The organism is uncultured Microbulbifer sp. (assembly GCF_947498635.1).
GTDB lineage: Bacteria > Pseudomonadota > Gammaproteobacteria > Pseudomonadales > Cellvibrionaceae > Microbulbifer > Microbulbifer echini.
Window position 1 is genome coordinate 1 of sequence record NZ_CANMKV010000042.1, and the last position, 17,247, is coordinate 17,247.

At 54.6% G+C, this 17,247-nt stretch carries 17 protein-coding genes and 1 riboswitch; of the genes, 7 read left to right on the forward strand and 10 right to left on the reverse strand.

Going from position 1 to position 17,247, the window contains the following annotated elements; all coding sequences use genetic code 11:
* Window positions 1-43: 43 nt before the first annotated feature.
* Both Q1A69_RS16875 and Q1A69_RS16880 read right to left on the reverse strand, forming a co-directional pair.
* Window positions 44-400 carry a GNAT family N-acetyltransferase gene (locus Q1A69_RS16875; protein WP_299587995.1) on the reverse strand — a complete coding sequence of 119 codons (357 nt, stop codon included), beginning with the start codon at window positions 398-400 and terminating at the stop codon, window positions 44-46.
* Window positions 401-1,218: 818 nt separating this feature from the next.
* Complete coding sequence (locus Q1A69_RS16880; RefSeq protein ID WP_299587998.1) at window positions 1,219-1,821, reverse strand: TetR/AcrR family transcriptional regulator; 603 nt, start codon at window positions 1,819-1,821, stop codon at window positions 1,219-1,221.
* A 156-nt stretch (window positions 1,822-1,977) separates the two neighbouring features.
* Between Q1A69_RS16880 and Q1A69_RS16885 the strand changes: the two genes are divergently transcribed.
* A complete protein-coding gene (locus Q1A69_RS16885; protein WP_299588001.1) occupies window positions 1,978-3,060 on the forward strand; it encodes an MBL fold metallo-hydrolase in 1,083 nt (360 codons plus the stop codon).
* 289 nt (window positions 3,061-3,349) lie between these two features.
* Here Q1A69_RS16885 and Q1A69_RS16890 read toward each other — a convergent pair whose 3' ends face one another.
* The 6 genes from Q1A69_RS16890 to Q1A69_RS16915 form a co-directional block, all read right to left on the reverse strand.
* Window positions 3,350-4,087 carry a copper resistance protein B gene (locus Q1A69_RS16890; RefSeq protein WP_299588003.1) on the reverse strand — a complete coding sequence of 246 codons (738 nt, stop codon included), beginning with the start codon at window positions 4,085-4,087 and terminating at the stop codon, window positions 3,350-3,352.
* Window positions 4,080-5,807: a copper resistance system multicopper oxidase gene (locus tag Q1A69_RS16895; protein ID WP_299588005.1), complete on the reverse strand. Its 1,728-nt coding sequence runs from the start codon at window positions 5,805-5,807 to the stop codon at window positions 4,080-4,082. The genes Q1A69_RS16890 and Q1A69_RS16895 overlap by 8 nt, the downstream gene beginning before the upstream one ends.
* Window positions 5,808-5,816: 9 nt before the next feature.
* Window positions 5,817-6,299, reverse strand: coding sequence for a DUF411 domain-containing protein (locus Q1A69_RS16900; RefSeq protein ID WP_299588007.1), 483 nt, complete (start codon window positions 6,297-6,299; stop codon window positions 5,817-5,819).
* A 114-nt stretch (window positions 6,300-6,413) separates the two neighbouring features.
* A complete protein-coding gene (locus Q1A69_RS16905) occupies window positions 6,414-6,848 on the reverse strand; it encodes a hypothetical protein (protein ID WP_299588010.1) in 435 nt (144 codons plus the stop codon).
* A 21-nt stretch (window positions 6,849-6,869) separates the two neighbouring features.
* Complete coding sequence (locus Q1A69_RS16910) at window positions 6,870-7,667, reverse strand: MBL fold metallo-hydrolase (protein WP_299588012.1); 798 nt, start codon at window positions 7,665-7,667, stop codon at window positions 6,870-6,872.
* A gap of 13 nt (window positions 7,668-7,680) precedes the next feature.
* Window positions 7,681-8,082 (reverse strand): pseudoazurin, encoded by a 402-nt coding sequence (locus Q1A69_RS16915; RefSeq protein WP_299588015.1) that lies wholly within the window; start codon window positions 8,080-8,082, stop codon window positions 7,681-7,683.
* A 318-nt stretch (window positions 8,083-8,400) separates the two neighbouring features.
* Between Q1A69_RS16915 and radA the strand changes: the two genes are divergently transcribed.
* From radA to Q1A69_RS16935, 4 genes are read left to right on the forward strand one after another with little or no spacing between them, the layout of a single operon-like run.
* Window positions 8,401-9,801, forward strand: coding sequence for a DNA repair protein RadA (radA, locus tag Q1A69_RS16920; RefSeq protein WP_299588017.1), 1,401 nt, complete (start codon window positions 8,401-8,403; stop codon window positions 9,799-9,801).
* Between the two features lie 5 nt (window positions 9,802-9,806).
* Window positions 9,807-10,637, forward strand: coding sequence for an ABC transporter substrate-binding protein (locus Q1A69_RS16925; protein ID WP_299588019.1), 831 nt, complete (start codon window positions 9,807-9,809; stop codon window positions 10,635-10,637).
* Window positions 10,621-11,616: an iron ABC transporter permease gene (locus Q1A69_RS16930; RefSeq protein WP_299588022.1), complete on the forward strand. Its 996-nt coding sequence runs from the start codon at window positions 10,621-10,623 to the stop codon at window positions 11,614-11,616. The genes Q1A69_RS16925 and Q1A69_RS16930 overlap by 17 nt, the downstream gene beginning before the upstream one ends.
* The gene (locus Q1A69_RS16935) at window positions 11,613-12,407 is read left to right on the forward strand and encodes an ABC transporter ATP-binding protein (protein WP_299588025.1); all 795 of its coding nucleotides are present in this window, start codon (window positions 11,613-11,615) and stop codon (window positions 12,405-12,407) included. The genes Q1A69_RS16930 and Q1A69_RS16935 overlap by 4 nt, the downstream gene beginning before the upstream one ends.
* Before the next feature lie 51 nt (window positions 12,408-12,458).
* Here the strand turns inward: Q1A69_RS16935 and Q1A69_RS16940 are convergent, their stop codons facing one another.
* Both Q1A69_RS16940 and Q1A69_RS16945 read right to left on the reverse strand, forming a co-directional pair.
* A complete protein-coding gene (locus Q1A69_RS16940) occupies window positions 12,459-13,550 on the reverse strand; it encodes a YHYH protein (RefSeq protein WP_299588028.1) in 1,092 nt (363 codons plus the stop codon).
* Window positions 13,547-13,846, reverse strand: a complete 300-nt coding sequence (locus tag Q1A69_RS16945; protein WP_299588030.1) for a hypothetical protein — start codon at window positions 13,844-13,846, stop codon at window positions 13,547-13,549. The genes Q1A69_RS16940 and Q1A69_RS16945 overlap by 4 nt, the downstream gene beginning before the upstream one ends.
* Before the next feature lie 272 nt (window positions 13,847-14,118).
* Window positions 14,119-14,285: riboswitch (cobalamin riboswitch) on the forward strand.
* A 124-nt stretch (window positions 14,286-14,409) separates the two neighbouring features.
* Between Q1A69_RS16945 and Q1A69_RS16950 the strand changes: the two genes are divergently transcribed.
* Together Q1A69_RS16950 and Q1A69_RS16955 are read left to right on the forward strand one after the other, a co-directional pair.
* On the forward strand, window positions 14,410-16,245 hold the full coding sequence (locus tag Q1A69_RS16950) for a TonB-dependent receptor (RefSeq protein WP_299588032.1): 1,836 nt from the start codon (window positions 14,410-14,412) through the stop codon (window positions 16,243-16,245).
* A gap of 151 nt (window positions 16,246-16,396) precedes the next feature.
* Window positions 16,397-17,215 (forward strand): alpha/beta hydrolase, encoded by an 819-nt coding sequence (locus Q1A69_RS16955; RefSeq protein WP_299588035.1) that lies wholly within the window; start codon window positions 16,397-16,399, stop codon window positions 17,213-17,215.
* The last annotated feature ends 32 nt before the right edge of the window (window positions 17,216-17,247 follow it).

Consider the following 17,247-nt stretch of genomic DNA (forward strand, 5'->3'; position numbering starts at 1 on the left):
ATGGCTATCTCAGCCCTGAGGCGTTTGAGGAACAACTAGTCGCTTAGTGGTGTGTCCGTCGTTGGTGGGTAGGATCAACGTTTTCTTTATAAACGGCCAGTGTCAGATGAGGTTGTTTGGATTTCGCGTGAGAAAGTAGCTGTTTTCCTATACCCTGGCCTTGGAGATGTGGATAAACAAAGAGCGCCGCAAGTGAGTGCCCGTTAAGGGAATAAAATCCAGCTATCTCCGTTTGTCTCTCATAAGTATAAGTTTCTGAGGAGGGTAAATAGATATTGCGCATGTTGTCTAATTGTGACTCCCAGAATTCAGGAGAGATAAAATTGTGTGCTTCGACAGAGGCTTTCAGCCAAACATCTAAAACGGCATCTGTATCTTTTGGTTTATATTTTCTGATCATTATCTTTATGTTTCCTGGATTTAATAGGGTCTAAATAGCTCAAACCCCTGTGCTCCATGAAAAGAACACATAATTCTCGGGTGTTTGATAGATGCTATCTGTCATCTCTGACTCTAAAATTAGGCCGATGCCTAAGTTCACTTCAAAAATGTCAAAGTTATCGGGAAAGTTTTCTTTTGTGGATAATTTGGCATTGACATAGATGCTCCGTTGATCTTTGTGTTTATTGTTTTATCTTCAGGTCTTTCATTGATTAGGATGTCTCTCATTCTGAAAATTATCCAGTCAATCTCGTCGTGTATGTCGCATGAGAATAAATGCTTAAACAAGTAACCATCGATTTCTCTTTTTATCCATAAATTAACAATGGATTCCGTATACTTGATCACGATTTCGATTGGCACCCATTCTTCAAAAAAATGCAGCTGATAGCAATAAAGAGTGATAAATACTTCAAATTCATTAATCACCTCGCTCTTAGGTAAAATCAAAAATTGGCAATACACGTACTCTCATTAAAGGTTCGATATTCAATGCGAGTGATATCCTTGTTGGGGGTTGCAGTAATATAGGTTTTCACCAAGTCAGGGTTGGAATAAAATGCATCTATTGATGTTTAAAATTTTACCGTTCGCGAACGGAGCTTTCTGTAGAGGTTTTTATTTTCGAACCCTTTCGCCCAAGTTGTTTAATCAAATCTATAAGCTCCCAAAATGTATGAATGCGGCTTAAACGCTGCATCGTCAAAGTATCTCAGCAGACTTTGATGCGTAGTAACCCTGTAAATCCCAACGGATATAAAGAGCGAGCAGATAGGCTTATAAAGTTTGATAATAGCTTAAAAACATAGCCGCTGTACGCTCAGCCAGGGCCTCCTGCTCGGCCTGGTTAGGTGGTCCTGAAAGTTGTAACAGCTGCGGCCAGAAGCAGCTTCCTTTAATCAAGTTGTGAATCTGTCCACTGGCAATTTCAGGATCCAGCTGTTTCAGGCGGCCATCGGCCGCAGCGGCTTTTATCCAGCGTTGTACACCGGTTTCATTGGCTTTAAATTTTTCCATTTCCTTGTGCAGAGCATCCGGCTGGTGAAAGAAGTAGTCGAAGGCCATACGGTTCAATTCAATATACTGCGGGTTGCAGATGGTTTTAATTTCCAATGCCAGCAAGGTGCGCAGTTGTGCATGTAGATCGTTGTTTGGGTTGTAGTTGCAGCCGGGAGACAGGGTTGCCTGTTGCCAGAGCTCGCCAATCAAATACATAACCAGCGCTTCCTTGCTGGCAAAGTGGTTATACACAGTCCGCTTTGACACTTGGGCGCGGGCTGACAGTTCATCCATGCTGGTACCCTGGACACCGAGTTCCTGAAAGGCCTGTTTGGCGGCATCGATAATGGCTTGGCGTTTCAGCGCGCTTCTGGTTGACATCTTTTCACTCATGGGACTCTCGGTATTTCTGTTTGCATCCGGGCACCTGCCCACTACCCACTAGGGGTCTCTTTCGATGAGCAATTTTACACTAACCGGTTTACTTTTTCCTTTGTTGTAAATACACTGTACGGTATAGTTTACTTGGTGCTATCTATGAAGAAGCGTTGGTACCTATTTGTAGGGGTTATTGTTATGTCGATTGGTTTCTTTAATAGCTGTGCGACTCAATCCGAGAAGTTTCAAAATACCGAAATTGACTACAGAGCCGGAATGGGAAAGGTTGTGGAGATGCTCAATGCCTATATCCGCACCGAGAGAGCTGCACCGGTACCGAAAGTGCCAATTCCCTTGCAATCCCTCACTGGGAAAGTACTTGCTGACAATGAGGGGCGGCCCACTGTTTATCGCTTGGGTCACTCATCGGTATTGATCCATCTTGATGGAGACTATGTGCTTACTGACCCGGTATTCAGTGAGCGCGCTTCGCCGTTTCAGTGGATGGGGCCGAAACGTTTCCATCCACTGCCACTGTCCCTGCAGGACCTGCCTGCATTGAAAGCGGTGATAATCAGCCACGATCACTACGATCATCTGGATAAGGCCAGCGTGCGCACCCTGGATGAAAAAGTGGAGCGCTTTATCGTCCCCACCGGCGTCGGCAGACATCTACAGAGCTGGGGGGTGGACGCGGGCAAAATTACCGAGCTTGCCTGGTGGCAGTCCTTCTCATTGGGCAGTTTGCAATTTACCGCAACTCCGGCCCAGCATTTTTCCGGACGTGGTCTTGCCGACCGGGATAAGACCCTTTGGGCCAGTTGGGTAATTGGTGGGCGCGATGCGCGAATTTTCTTTAGTGGTGATAGTGGTTATTTCGGTGGCTTTCGAGAAATCGGTGAGCGCTACGGTCCCTTTGATCTGACCCTGATTGAAACGGGTGCTTATAACGATTTGTGGAGTGAAATCCACATGCAGCCGGAGGAGAGTGTGCAGGCACATTTGGACTTGCGCGGTCGGGCGATGATACCAATCCATAACAGCACTTTTGACCTTGCTTTGCACGATTGGTTTGAGCCTCTGGAGCGAGTGCAGGCTGCCGCCGAAAGCCAAGGCGTGACATTACTGACACCAATTGTTGGCGCTCCGGTGAATGTGGTAACGCCACTGGCAACCCGAACCTGGTGGCGGGAGATGGTTACCGGTGATTCTGGTGAGCTGTCCGTCGAACCCTCGTTGTGACCGAAGTAATGATTTGATCAACGGGTAAGGGCGAAGCTATCGCTTGAAAATAGGTGAGATGGAAAGAGTTCTGGTACGTTTGTCAGTGGATTTAAAGGAAAAATACTACTGGCATATACGCCAATAATTATGCGGAGATCTAGCGTGCAGTATTTATTACTCAAGTAAGGAAGGCGCTATTTTATTTTTTGAATCGATGAAAGTGATTGGTATTAAGGCACTGTGCAAATCACTTTGAGCCAATAAATAGTTAGCGTTAAGTGTTAGCAAAGAAGGGCCGTTCTTTACATTAAAACCAGGCGCGGAAGCCCAAAGCCCAGACAGTTAGGCCCACATCTTCGCCTTCTTCCCTGGCGAAATCTGCAGAATTTCCTATTTCCCTAGAATAGTGTACGCCGGCATAGGGAGAAAATTTCGGGGAAACTTTATAGAACAGACGTATTCCTAATTCTAACTCTGACAAACCCGATCCGGTGCCAATCTCTTCGTCATTTTGCCCGAAAAAATTCAGTTCACATCGGGGAACCAAGCTCCATTTTTCCTCGATCTTTAGATCGTATTCTCCTTCAATCCTCAGGGCGGTACTGCCACTTTTGCCGACAAAAAAAACGACATCCAATTCTAATGAGTAAGGTGTTTCTCCGACTATGCCAATAAGACCCCAGTTGCGGCTGTTGCTTTCCAGTTGGAAGTCGTGGCGAATACCAGCGATCAAGTTCCAGTTCGCGGTGATGGCGCGGCTGTAGAAACCCCATAATTCCTTTCTTTCCACCTCCCCGGCGGTACGTTCGAAATCTACTTCGATGCCCACTTTATTGACATCGCCCCCATAGGTAAAATCTCCTTCGATTTCCGCGCCGTTTTGGCCACGTAGTTCAAAATAATCGAGGCTGACTTTTGCTACGGGTTTTTCCCCTCCACTGCGAAATTGGATGCTGTGGTGTAGGGGCCCTTGCTGCTGAGCATAAATCGCCGTACTCAGGAGGCAAAGTGCGATGGTTAAAGTGCAGGAAAATAATTTAAACAATACGCACCTCTCGACACATTCCCTGTGTGCGATACAACATCTGGCTTTGCAGTGCCCAGCGCCCATAGGTATCAGCACTGACCAGATAACTGATTTTGGCGCTGGGTTGCACTAGAACGGTATGCTTGCGCGGCAAATAGGTTCCGTCCCCCGTCTCCAGCTCGCTCCAGAAACCGTGTAGATGCATCGGCTGGATAAGCAGGGTGTCGTTTACCAGGGTGATGCGCAGGCGTTCGCCGTGATTAAAAACCAGGGGGTAGGCATCTTTGAATTTAATGCCGTCGATAGACCACATATAGCGGTCTTGGTTGCCGGTTAGGTGAAGCTGTAATTCTCTCTGGGGTTGGCGCTGGTCGGTTGTGGGTGTGAGGCTACGCAGGTCGGCGTAGGTGAGTACGCGGCGGTTGTGGCGTCGCCGGTGTAGGCGCAGGCCCACCCCCGGATCATTTAAGCCACTCGCGGGTGCTTGTGCGCGGGTTGCTACGGCAAAACTTTTTTCACTGGATGGATGGGCGATAGGGCTGTTACTACCCAGCCCTGCGGGAGCGAGTCTCGCCATAGATTCTTCGTCAGAGTCCGGCGTGGAATTGGCATTGGTCAGGCCCAGGTCACGTTTGCCCAGCACCGGGATTGGGTCCATAGGGGGCACTTCGGCGGTGAGCCCTGCCTGTGGGGTTAGGGTGCCACTGGCGTAGCCGCTGCGGTCGATAGCTTGCGCAAATACGGTGTAAGGTCTGTCGCCGCTGGGGCGCACTACGACATCGTAAGTCTCGCCGGTGCCGAGCCGAAATTCATCCACCCGCAGCGGCTGGATATTTTGGCCGTCGGCCGCGACGACGGTCATGGCCAAGTCGGGAATACGCAGGTCGAACAGGGTCATGGCGGAGGCGTTGATAAAACGCAGCCGCACGGTTTCTCCGGGCTTGAACAGAGCGGTCCAGTTGTCTTCGGGGGTCTGCCCGTTGAGTAAAAAGGTATATCCGCTGACATCGGAGACAGTGCGGTCGGATTGACTGAGCAAATTCCAGCGGTGCCGCTCGCGCAAGGTCTGCTCGATGCCTTTGGCGCGCACTTCGCGCCAAAGATCGGTGACAGTGCGCTGATGGCGGCGACCGTAGTAGTGGCCGTCTTTTTTCAGGTTGGCGTAAATAGTGGTGGGACGTTCATCGCTCCAGTCCGACAGTAGCACCACATAGTCCCGGTCGCTGGTGATAGGGTCCGCTTCGGCCGGGTCGATGACGATGGCACCGTAGAGTCCCTGTTGCTGCTGAAAGCCCCAGGCGCTTTGATACCAGTAGGTGCCACTCTGTTGCACCTTAAAGCGGTAGCGGAAGCGTTGGCCGGGCAGAATACCGGCAAAACTGATGCCGGGTATGCCGTTCATGGTGCTCGGCAGTTTGATACCGTGCCAATGAATTGCGCTGCCTGTGGGGAGCGGATTGTGGATATCCAGGGTGATAGTCCGGCCCTCTTTCCAGCGCAAAATGGGGCCGGGAGTGGCGCCATTGATGGCTAGGGCCGTGCCGGGAAGACCGGAGACATTGACCGGGCGATAGCCCAGTGTCAGGTCAAAGCGGTCGCCTATAAGCGTCGCCGGTGGAGGCACCCTCGCCCTGGCGGGGGGGGGGAAGCCGGGCAGACCCAGGAGGGCCATGCCGGCACTGATTCCGGTCACAAAGGTGCGGCGCGTCAGCGCGTCGCACCCGTGGGATTTTGTCATCGACAGTCCTCAGAACTGTTCTCCGGCTGCGTCGATCTGTGCATACACCACACTGCTGCCGTCCTCGTTTAGCTGCATTACCTGGTAGGGGGTAAAGCGGTCGTCCACTTCCATGCCGGGGCTGCCCAGTGGCATACCGGGCACGGCCAGCCCGTAGGCACCCCGCGGTGGATTCTGTAAAAAGCGCTGAATCAATTTAGCGGGTACATGCCCTTCGAAAACATAGCCCTCTCTGGACACACTGGTGTGGCAAGACTGGTAGCGGGGTTCAATTCTGTGCTGCTTTTTGACGCCGTTGAGATCATCGACATCCTTTGCCACCACATCGAAGCCGTTGTCCCGGGCGTGGTCTACCCACACCTTGCAACAGCCACAGGTGGCAGATTTGTAAGTGGTGAGACTCTGCGCCGGAGATTTGTCCGGTTCGGCACAGGCGCTCAACGCTAGCGCGGTCAAAAGTGTGGCAATGGCAGCCATTAAAGAGCGGTTCATGGGATAACTCCTGTCGTTCAAAAATAATCGTTGCGCGAACCAAATGGCGCGGGTGCGCTTGGTCTCGGGCAGGCGAAAAAGGTCTAATCAGAATTTTGCGGTTGGATCTTGAGGTCAGCGAAGGATGGGAGGTCGCAGGGTATTTTCCGGGTCGGGGGCGGGGGTAAATACCGAATAAGCGGTTGCCTCGGGGGGCGAGCGGGTGAAGTTGGGTTTGCTCTCCGAGACTGCGGCGAGGCTATTGTTCAGTCCAGGACAACAGCTGCATTCGATTCCGCAGTCGCCGCTGTGTTCGCTGCGGCAGTCAGCGGGCTGATCGGATGCGCAGTGGCTTTGTTCGCCGTTTGTCATACTCTGCGGCGCTATGTCGGCGGGCTCCGCACAGGGCACGGCCGATGCCAGGCCGGCGAAGGCCAGCAGCAAAATGAGCAGCAATGTGCGAAAGGAGCCGTTGCGCATAACGTGAGTCAGAAGCAGTTCGCTAGGCAGTGTATGTGCGGTCTGCAGAGGGCGCAAGCGGTCAGGGCGGGAGGACAGGGAGCATTCCACTCCCCGCGCAATCCGGTCGAATCAGGATTTCCCCAGAGGCAATCGGTAATCCTGGTGGCGCAGCAGGTCCGGGCCGCACTCCAGGCGCTCCAGCCAGCCGAGGAAGCGCTCCTTGACTTCCGCAGAGGCAAAGTATCCGCCGTGTTGGGGTACGATCATGGCGGGGTTCAGCTCCCGAACCATTTTTACCCACAGGCGGCAGGCCCAGTTGCCGCCCATATAGCGCTGGTGGAAGCCCTCCATGGAGGGAATGTGCGTGTCGAAATCGTTCACTTCACCCTCTTCGCCGCCGAGGGAGGCGCCCACATCGCCGGAAAACAGGATACGGCTGATCGGGTCGTAAAAGCTGAAATTACCGCAGGAGTGCATAAAGTGCGCGGGCAGGGCCCAGATCTCGCTGCCGGCAAAGGGCAGAATTTCCCCCTTGTCACTGAGGGGAATGATACGCTCTTGCCACCGTTCGCTGCCGGCGCGCGAGGCCACAAATCCAGACACGAGATGTGGCAAAAAGCGCGACCACAGTTTGGATACCGCCACTTTGCAGCGTGAGTGCAGCATCCAGCGGGGCAGGGAGGCGATGATGTCCGGATCCTGGTGCGAAGCCAGGATATATTCCAAATCACTCAGATTGAGATGGCGGCTGAGTTCGATGGTCAGGGGCGTATAAGTGAGATCGCCACCTGGATCAATTAACGCACCCTTGGTACCGCGGCGTATCACAAACTGGTTGGCCTGTACGCCGTCGCTGCCGTTCTGCTCCTCGACCAGATCGCAGAAGCGTGCAACCAGGTGGGGGCCTTGCTCAAATAAGATGTCCACGCCGCGGCTCCTCTTATTGAATCAGGTCGAGGTACTGGTTGAGACGCTCCTTGTTGACCGCAATTCGTTCACTCATTCCCTCGGCGTGTTTTTTGGCATCTTCCAGATTGCCCGCCTGACCCACCTGTATTACGCCCACCATGCCCAGGGGCAGGTGCGGATCGCACTGGTACAGGTAAACCCCTTCTTTGTTCAGTGTCACGGTGACTTTTTCACCCATGCTGCCATTCCAGCTGGCGCCATCGGTCGGGGAGAGTACCGAGTGGCTGTTGTGGGCCATGTCGGTGGGCAGGAAAGTGACGCTATCGCCCGGTGCAACTGTCAGGAAGGCGGGCTCGAACGTCATCATGCCGTCCTTGCCCTGGTTCAGCATCTTAACTTCGTGATCTGCAGCCAGGGCGGGGGTCGAGGCCATGACGAGCGCCAGAATTGCGCCGCGAAGAGAAATAGACGACATAGTTACTTCCTGTTTAATCGGTTGTCGGTGTTGTTGCGTTATCGAGAGTCTTGCTCCGGCTCAACCTGCAAAAGAGCTGCGCCGCGCCGGATATTAGCCCGGTGAAAAGACGGTGAATTGATCTAGATCAATCGCGTAGACCCACGAGACAGGTGAAACAGGTGCCAACTCGCCGGCGAGGTAGAGGTGAGTCATACCTGACCGTTAAGCGCTGCCCGCTGGAGTGGGATAAGGGGTAAACTGTGCGCCAATTCGATCGGGCGACGCTTTGGGGGAATGACCTTGGCTGCAAAACGCAAAACGGCCTACGTGTGCAATGAATGTGGTGCCGACTACACCAAGTGGGCGGGACAGTGCAGTGCCTGCGGTGCCTGGAACAGCCTGTCTGAAGTACGTCTGGGTGTGGAGCATAAAGACAGCCGTGCGGCCAATTTTACCGAGGCGCAGAGTGGCTATGCCGGTGCCGCCGGTGCCGGCAAGGTGCAAAAGCTCTCGGAAATTGATCTGAGCGAGCTGCCGCGTATTCCCACCTCCGCTTCGGAGTTGGACCGGGTATTGGGTGGCGGTCTGGTGCCGGGCTCGGTAGTCCTGATCGGCGGCCATCCCGGTGCGGGTAAATCCACCGTGCTGCTGCAGACCCTGTGCCATTTGGCCACCAATATGCCGGCGCTGTATATCACCGGCGAGGAGTCCTTGCAGCAGGTAGCTATGCGCGCCAAGCGCCTGGGTTTGCCCACCGATTCATTGCAACTGCTCAGTGAAACCGATGTAGAGCGTATTTGCCTGGCGGCCAAGGAGGTGAATCCACGGGTGATGGTGGTGGACTCCATCCAGGTGATGCATATGAGCGATGTGCAGTCGGCGCCGGGCTCGGTGGCCCAGGTGCGCGAGAGCGCCGCTTATCTAACCCGTTTCGCCAAGCAGACCGGTACCGCGCTCATTCTGGTGGGGCATGTGACCAAAGACGGCAGCCTCGCCGGGCCCAAAGTGCTGGAGCATATTATCGACTGCTCCATCCTACTCGAAGGCACCCACGATTCCCGTTTTCGCACCCTGCGTGCGCACAAGAACCGCTTCGGGGCCGTGAATGAGCTGGGGGTGTTTGCCATGACCGAACAGGGCCTGAAAGAGGTCTCCAACCCCTCGGCGATTTTCCTACAGCGCGCCGAGGAGATCGCTTCCGGCTCGGTGGTAACCTCCGTGTGGGAGGGCACCCGCCCGCTGCTGGTGGAACTGCAGGCGCTGGTGGACGACAGCAGCCTGGGCAACCCCCGCCGGGTGGCCGTGGGGCTCGACCAAAACCGCTTGAATATGCTGCTGGCGGTGCTGCACCGTCACGGCGGGGTACTGGTGGGCGACCAGGATGTGTTTATCAATGTGGTCGGCGGGGTCAAAGTGGTGGAGACCAGCGCCGACCTGCCCCTGTTGCTGGCCGTGGTTTCCAGTTTCCGCAATCGGGTATTGTCGCGGGATCTGGTGGTGTTCGGCGAGGTGGGCCTATCCGGCGAGATCCGTCCGGTGCCCTCCGGTCAGGAGCGCCTGCGCGAGGCGGCCAAGCACGGTTTCCGCAAGGCGATCGTGCCCGCCGCCAACCGCCTTAAAAACGATATCGAGGGCTTGGAAATGCATTCGGTAAAAACCCTGGCGGAAGCCCTCGCCGTGATCGATATGAGCTGATCAGGATGGCCGCACATTCCCATAAACGCTATCTCCCCTGGTGGCTACTACTCGGTGCGGCACTGCTGTTTGCAGGAAAAGCCCAGGCCTATGAGCGCATCGCCTCGCTCAACCTGTGCCTGGATCAGGTGCTGCTGCACTGGGCGAAACCGGCCGATATCGTCTCCCTGACTTGGCTCTCCGGTGCCGAGCAGTATCGCTCCCTGCCGATTCCGCAGCATGTACAGCTCAATCGCGCCCGTGCAGAAGAGCTGCTGCCCCTGCAGCCGGATCTGGTTCTCGCGGGGCAATACGGCGCTCAGCGCGCGGCCCAGCGGCTGCAGACACTGGGTGTGCATGTGGTAACTATTCCCGATGCCTACAGCCTGGAGCAATTGCAGCGGCAGCTCGATGCGCTGGAACAGGTACTGGGGCCGCTGGCGCCACTGCAGAGGCAGAAGCGCGCGCTGAGCGGGCTGCTCGAACAGTCCACGGGCGGAGGGCGCCCCAGTGCGGTGATCCTCTCCGCCAACAACATCACCTACGGTAGCGGTATGCTGGAGCACCAACTGCTGCAGCGCGCCGGCTTTGAAAACCTGGTCAGTGGGCAGGGGCTCGGCCGTATCAGCCTGGAAGAGGTGATCGCTCTGCGGCCGGATCTGTTGGTGTTCTACGGCAGTGAGCAGCATTTTGCGCTGGCCTATCTGGCGGCCCGCCACCCGGTGTTGCAGCGCTATATCGACAGCGGCCGCACCTATACCCTGCCGTCGCAGCTGAGCCTGTGCCCGGTACTGGCGGTGGTGGATACGCTGCAACAGCTTATGGATAAGAGAGAAACCCTTGTTAAAGCACAATAAAAGCGCAGTTTTTTTGTTGATCGCCGCTTTGCCGGTGGCCCTGATCGGCGCCCTGGGTAGTGGCCCGGTATCGGTGGATCTTGTCAGCGCGCTGGCCGAGGGCTGGGGTGGGCAGAGCAGTGACGCGGTCATCCTATGGCAGCTGCGCCTGCCCCGCGCCCTGCTGGCGCTATTGGTGGGCGCCGCCCTGGGGATGGGCGGTGCGGCGATGCAGGGCATGCTGCGCAATCCCCTGGCCGAACCGGCGCTGCTCGGTGTCTCCAGTGGCGCGGCGCTGGTGGCGGTTTTATTTCTCTATTACGGCACCGCTTGGAAATCCGGCTGGTTGTTGCAGGCCCTGGCGATCGGCGGTGCCTTCAGCGCGGCTGCGGCGGTGTGGCTGCTGGCCGGGCGCGGTGCCAGTGCCGGGCGCCTGGTGCTGGCCGGGGTGGCCATTAATGCGTTTCTGTCGGCGCTGATCGCACTGGCGCTCAACTATGCGCCGAGCATGTTTGCCATGCAGGAAGTGGTTTTTTGGCTAATGGGTTCACTGGCCAATCGAGGCTGGGATCAGTTGTTATTGGCCCTGCCATTTTTAGGGTTGGGGGCAGTTTGTCTGTTTTTTACGCGCAATTATTTGCGCGCACTGGCGCTGGGGGAAGACAGCGCAGCTTCCCTGGGTTTTCAGAGTCGTATGTATCCTTTCATCATTCTTTTAGGCATCGCCAGTGCCGTGGGCGGCGCCGTGGCGGTGGCCGGTACCATCGGATTTGTCGGGCTGGTGGTGCCGCACCTGGTGCGCCCGCTGGTACGCCAGGACCCCGCCAAGCTTCTGTGGGTCAGTGCTCTGGCCGGCGCGCTGCTGTTATTGCTGGCCGATATTCTGGTGATTAATGTTGTCGGTGCCCAGGAACTGCGCATCGGCGCGGTAACCGCTTTTATCGGGGCGCCTTTTTTCTTCTGGCTGATTGTGAACGCGCGCAGGGGGCAGTGGTTGTGAGTTATACGGCTGAGCAAGGGATTGAAGCGGCCTGTATCGCGCTGGGGCTGCAGCGCGGGCGCAAGAATGTCCTGCGGAGTGTGGACTGTACGTTTAAGCCTTATGAGTTGACGGCGGTGGTGGGCCCCAACGGTGCTGGCAAGAGCAGTTTGTTGCAGTGCCTGTCCGGGGTGCAGCGCCCCAGTGCCGGGCGGATAGTGTTCAACGGCGAGGATGCGGGGCGTCTAGCGGCATCCCAGCGCGCCCGTTTGGGTGCTTTCCTGCCACAGTCGGAAACCCCGGCGTGGAGTCTCTGTGCGGCGGATATGGTTGCGCTGGGGCTGCTGCCCTGGGGACGTTTGCCGGACCGCGAACAGCGGGTGCAGCAGGCCTTGTTGCTGGTGGATGCTCAGGCCTTTGCCGAACGCCCTGTCACTCAGCTGTCCGGTGGTGAGCTGCGCCGAGTGCAACTGGCCCGCTTGTTGGTGGGGCGGGCGCCGTTATTGATCGCCGATGAACCCACCGCAGCGCTGGATATCCGCCACCAGCTGCAGTTGATGCAGAATTTCCGCAGCCTGGCCGATAGCGGAAAAACGGTGGTACTGGCTCTGCACGACCTCAGTCTGGCAGCGCGCTTCTGCGATCGGATTTTGCTGATGCTGGACGGGGCGCTTCTGGCGCAGGGCGCGCCGCAGGCCGTGCTTACGCCGTCGTTGATTGGTGAGGCCTACGGGGTGAGCTGTGAATTTCGCTGGCGTGACGGCATCGCCGATTTTGTACCGCTGGATTTGTTGCGAAAATCCAGCGGTTGAGTTTTCAATACCGAGCCTCCAACACTCAGCCCTCAACAGGGGCCCCTCAGCCTAACCTTTTACGCGGTGCTTGGGCCGCCCCATTCTCGGCCCGCGTCGAAAATCCTTTGAGGGTGTGCCCCTGAAACATCGCGGGATAATCGGCCACTCCTCAGTGAGAAAATAGGCGTAGGTGCCCAGGGGGAAGTCCGGAGTGCGCACGAAGCGGCCATTGCACTCATCCAGGGAACCCGCCCCCTCGACGAACTCATAGTCTGCGACAAAGGTGCCATCGTAATAGCCGCCGGGCTGGGCGTGGCCTTTGGGGCGCTGCCCGGATTTTACCCGGTAACTGGAGTGCATCTTTACAATGCCGGACTCTTCGTTTCCGCCTTCGTTATAGCCGTACAAAGCGTAAATTGGAAAGCCGTCCGCAGCCCAACCGATTAACGCCGAGTGCCGATCCGCATTTACTTGCAGTCGTGCCAGCAGACCACTGGGCAGGCCGTGATAATGATAGGCCCCGTTCGGCTGTACATGGGCGTAGTTCTCGTCCACACCCAGAGGCACGGCCCCGGAGAGCGCCTCGTAGCGCCAGAGCCCGCGATTGCCCAGATACCACTCCGCCGCACTGGGATCGAAGGGCACACCGTTCACTGCGATGCCGAAGTTTTGCAGGGTTACCGATGTGGGCTTTGCCGCCATTTTTGGAGAGGTCGGCACCTGGTATTTGTAGCGCTGGGTTGCGATTTCGTGGGGATTACCGGAATTTGGGAATGCGCCGGTTTTGTGCGCGGAAATACCATTGGCTTCAATGACCCGCCAAGCCCCTTGAAGGGTAACTTTAATACGGCTGGAGGCGATTGGGTCTCTGTCGGCGGGGACTTTGTTCCGCAGCCCCTCTGACTGTATCACCTGGTGCCTGCGCGCTGGGGGCATGCCACTGGCGCGGTCTTGCAAAGAGGTTTTGGCGATAACCAATTTGTCCGCTCTACAGATCAGAGCCTGAGATTTAGACAGACGGAAACACCGTCCACTGTTGTGATTGATGTAACAGCTGCTGCCGGAGGTCAGATTTTGGCAGGCTTCAACGGCAGTTTGCGGCAGGTGACCCAGAGCCATGGGGGCGACACAGGTAAGGCTGAGTAATAACCACTTTGTCATACAATACTCTCAAACTGCGCGGCCCCCGAAAGGCCGGAATCGTTACTGTGCATCCTCTTTTTTATCTTTGCGCGGGCCGCGACCTCCATTTTTGCCGGAACGCAAAGCATTTGCTCCTGCTGGGGCGGCTTGCGACAAGTGCCCTCCATGGTGCCGCGCGGTGTCTCCACTTTGCAGGCATCCCCCTCCGACATACCGTTACAGGCATCGAAAGCTTCCTGGGGAGGCTTGCGCGGTTGCGCGCTTGCCGTGGAAATCATGGCCAGTAAGGCGATGGGAAGAATAACCTTGTGCATGGTGTGCTCCTTTGGAGGCGAGTGGGCTTTACCTGCACAGGGGCAGGTATGGGGTAACACCGGCGTCTGGTATGCCCTCTTTGCGTAGGGATATTTTTTAACCAGTGGCTGCAAGCCAACATAGTTCAGGAATACGCAAGTAATGTGGATTTTTGGTAAAGAAATATTGCGGAAAGTCAGAGGAGATAGGGGCGACAGAATAAAATTTATCGGGAAAATATCCACTTGGCAAAATACTGTGTCCTAATTAGGGAAGCGCTTGCCACGCTGTTATACTTTCCGCCGCCTTGGGTGCCCAGCAGTGTTTTTTACTTGGCTGGGGTAAACGGGAAGTCCGGTGATGTATGTACAGAGTCCGGCGCTGCCCCCGCAACGGTAAGTCGTTTTTTCTTTGTGAAATACGATAAGCCCGATACCGGCCCGCGGCAAAAGCCGGAATTTTCTATCCGGCCTCGAGGATAAAGCGGAGGGCTTTGTCTGGTCAGTGTGCCCACTGCGGGTTGCGCACCGATTGTACTCACCCTCCCTCAATCCGTTTTTCTGTTCGAGATTGGGGAACCACAATGAAAAAAACTATATTAGCCGCTGCAGTATTTACTGCGGTGCAACCGCTGTTGTCTTTTGCGGCGGAATTGGAAGAAGTCAATGTAACGGCTAGTCGCCTGGATTTACCTAAGAGCCAGCTGGGCGTATCGGTTTCAATTCTTAATGCCACCGATATTGAACGCCTGGGATATACCAGTTTACTGGATGTGATTCGCACTCTACCGGGGATGGCTGCCAATAATAGTGGCGGTGCCGGCAAGGTCAGTTCTCTGTTTATTCGTGGAGAAAGTAATTTCCGCACTCTGATATTACTCGATGGGGTGAATATTGCCGACCCCACCTCGCCGCAAGTAGGTACTCAGTTGCAACACCTACAGGCCAGCGATATTGAGCGCATCGAAGTCCTGCGCGGTCCCCAGGGCATGCTGTACGGTGCTGGCGCCGGTGGCGTGATTAATATTATCAGTAAGAGGTCTACTGAAAGTATTAATGCCAGCGCTTTTGTGGAGGCAGGCCGTTACGGAAGCCAGACCACCAGTGCAAACCTAGGGGGAAGCATTGAGTCCTGGTACTATGACTTGAATGTTTCCGACTATTCTACCGATGGTTTTAATGCGACCGAAAAAGATACTTCTGGTGAGGTAGATGGTTACGATAACCTTACCGCCAGTGCACGTCTCGGTTATCAAGTAAATGAAAATCTATCTTTCGAGGGCCAGTACCGCAAGGTAGATGCTGAGACCGAGTACGACATCTGTTTTTCGGCTTCTCCTAATGATTGCCTGAGTCGCTTCGACCAGGAATTTTTTATCTTTAGTAGTCATTACCAGTTTTCCAACTGGAATCATAAAGTGAGCTTTTCTCAACAGGAGATTGACCGCGAGGAGGGTATCACCCCTGGGTCCCTTCCCTTTATAACAAACGGTGAAATTCGTGAGGCGAATTATATCGGCAGCAATACCTTGAGCGGCGGAAAACTGCTTTGGGGAGGGGAATATGAACAGCAGAAATATGCTACAGAGTTTGCCGGTATCACTTCAGGTGATGAGGTATTGGAAAGCACCGGCTTATTTACTGAATGGCATAGTGACTTTGCTGAAAAGATATTTTATACACTGGGATATCGCCGGGATAGCCTGGAGGTTGAGAATCATAATAGCTGGCGTGTCTCCGCAGCCCTACCAGTTTCTCTAGGCGAAGATCAGCAGCTCAAGTATCGCGCGAGTTTTGGTACCGGTTACCGCGCTCCGAGCCCGTACGAATACACTACCAATGCTTCTTTGGGGGCTGAAACCAGTCGTGGTTATGAGTTGGGGCTGGAATATCAGTGGGCGCAGCTGATACAGATGGAGTTGACCTATTTCGACCAGGAAATCAGCGATGCTATTCTTAATAATCCCATTACTTGGTCTTACGAACAGGACGACGGCGAGAGCCAATCAAAAGGCGTTGAACTCTCCTTGGGCGGTAGCTTGAATAACGGTTTAGATTGGTATGCTAGCGGTACTTGGCTCGACACAGAGAATAGCACTGGTGCTGTGCGTGAGGGCGTTCCCCAGCGGGTTTATAACTTTGGCCTCAGCCAGCAATGGTTGGAGGATAAGCTGACGTTAAGCGCCAATTGGCAACGGGTAGAAGATCGTATTAATCGCATAAGGGATAGCAATGACTTAAGTAGGGAAGTGGCGTTGGAAAATTACTCCAAATTAGACCTGAACGCAGTGTATCGTCTTACGCCGAATATGCGGGTCAATCTACGTGGTGAAAACGTGCTGGATCGGGACTATCGTGAAGTTTTGGGTTATCACACAACCGGCGCTGCAGTTTATGCCGGTGTAGAGTTTAGCCTGTAAAAGATGGGCGAAGTGAGATAGTTTTTGCAGGCTATCTCACTTCTTATCCTCTTTTTCACTTTATACCCAATCGATTGATCTACGCTATTTAGGGGGCTCCCGAGTAGGCGGTCCAATTGTTGCGATTTGATTATGTAGTGGTAGGCGCGATATGGCGGTATTTCGCTTTAACGACGTGGCATTGCACTTTGAAATTCGCGGAAATGGCCCCCGTCTAGTATTCCATCCCGGCACCCTCAGCGATCTTAGAGTGTCACCGACAATTTACGATTCCCCGCTGGCAAATTACTTTCAAATACTGACTTTTGATCCCCGCGGTATTGGCCAGTCCAATTCACCGCTTGACTCTCCCAGCATGACTGATTATGCCCTTGACCTTAAATACCTGATGGAGCATGTAGGTTGGCAGGACGCCTACCTGGTTGGGGAGTCCTTTGGTGGTATGGTCGCCCAGGAGTTTGCTCTGCAATATCCTCACGCAGTACAAAAACTAATTTTGCTGGTGACCAGTTCAGGTGGGCGGGGAGGGGCTTCATTCCCATTCCATCAATACGATCTTGAGGCAATGAGCTTCGATGATAAGGTGAATTTATGGATAACGGCGGGCGATAGTCGCCTGCAAGATACGGATTACAGGGATACCAATCCCACGCTCTACACGCCTTTACGCCATTATTACCAGCACGTTTGTGAGCTGGCCGCAAAGAAATCTGACGGTGTTATGTGCCGTTCACGGCAACTGCAAGCGAGAAAGGAACACGATACTTTTTCGCGTTTATCGGCATTAAAGGTGGAAACACTGATATGTGCGGGCCGCTATGATAACGTTGCCCCTTTTGAAAATCAGCAGGCTTTATTTCAGCAGATACCCAATGCACGTTTGGGCATTTTTGTTGGTGGACATAATATCCTTTGGCAGGACCCGCTGATTTGGGATTTTCTCTCAGATTTTTTAGCCATGAGGAATTAAAAACAGAAAACGATGCCTTTTCCCCTGGAATA

Coding starts and splice junctions, on each gene's coding strand:
- Q1A69_RS16875 (WP_299587995.1), bottom strand. CDS start 400: ATGATCAGAAAATATAAACCAAAAGATACAGATGCCGTTTTAGATGTT.
- Q1A69_RS16880 (WP_299587998.1), bottom strand. CDS start 1,821: ATGTCAACCAGAAGCGCGCTGAAACGCCAAGCCATTATCGATGCCGCC.
- Q1A69_RS16885 (WP_299588001.1), top strand. CDS start 1,978: ATGAAGAAGCGTTGGTACCTATTTGTAGGGGTTATTGTTATGTCGATT.
- Q1A69_RS16895 (WP_299588005.1), bottom strand. CDS start 5,807: ATGACAAAATCCCACGGGTGCGACGCGCTGACGCGCCGCACCTTTGTG.
- Q1A69_RS16900 (WP_299588007.1), bottom strand. CDS start 6,299: ATGAACCGCTCTTTAATGGCTGCCATTGCCACACTTTTGACCGCGCTA.
- Q1A69_RS16915 (WP_299588015.1), bottom strand. CDS start 8,082: ATGGCCTCGACCCCCGCCCTGGCTGCAGATCACGAAGTTAAGATGCTG.
- radA (WP_299588017.1), top strand. CDS start 8,401: ATGACCTTGGCTGCAAAACGCAAAACGGCCTACGTGTGCAATGAATGT.
- Q1A69_RS16925 (WP_299588019.1), top strand. CDS start 9,807: ATGGCCGCACATTCCCATAAACGCTATCTCCCCTGGTGGCTACTACTC.
- Q1A69_RS16940 (WP_299588028.1), bottom strand. CDS start 13,550: ATGACAAAGTGGTTATTACTCAGCCTTACCTGTGTCGCCCCCATGGCT.
- Q1A69_RS16945 (WP_299588030.1), bottom strand. CDS start 13,846: ATGCACAAGGTTATTCTTCCCATCGCCTTACTGGCCATGATTTCCACG.
- Q1A69_RS16950 (WP_299588032.1), top strand. CDS start 14,410: ATGAAAAAAACTATATTAGCCGCTGCAGTATTTACTGCGGTGCAACCG.
- Q1A69_RS16955 (WP_299588035.1), top strand. CDS start 16,397: ATGGCGGTATTTCGCTTTAACGACGTGGCATTGCACTTTGAAATTCGC.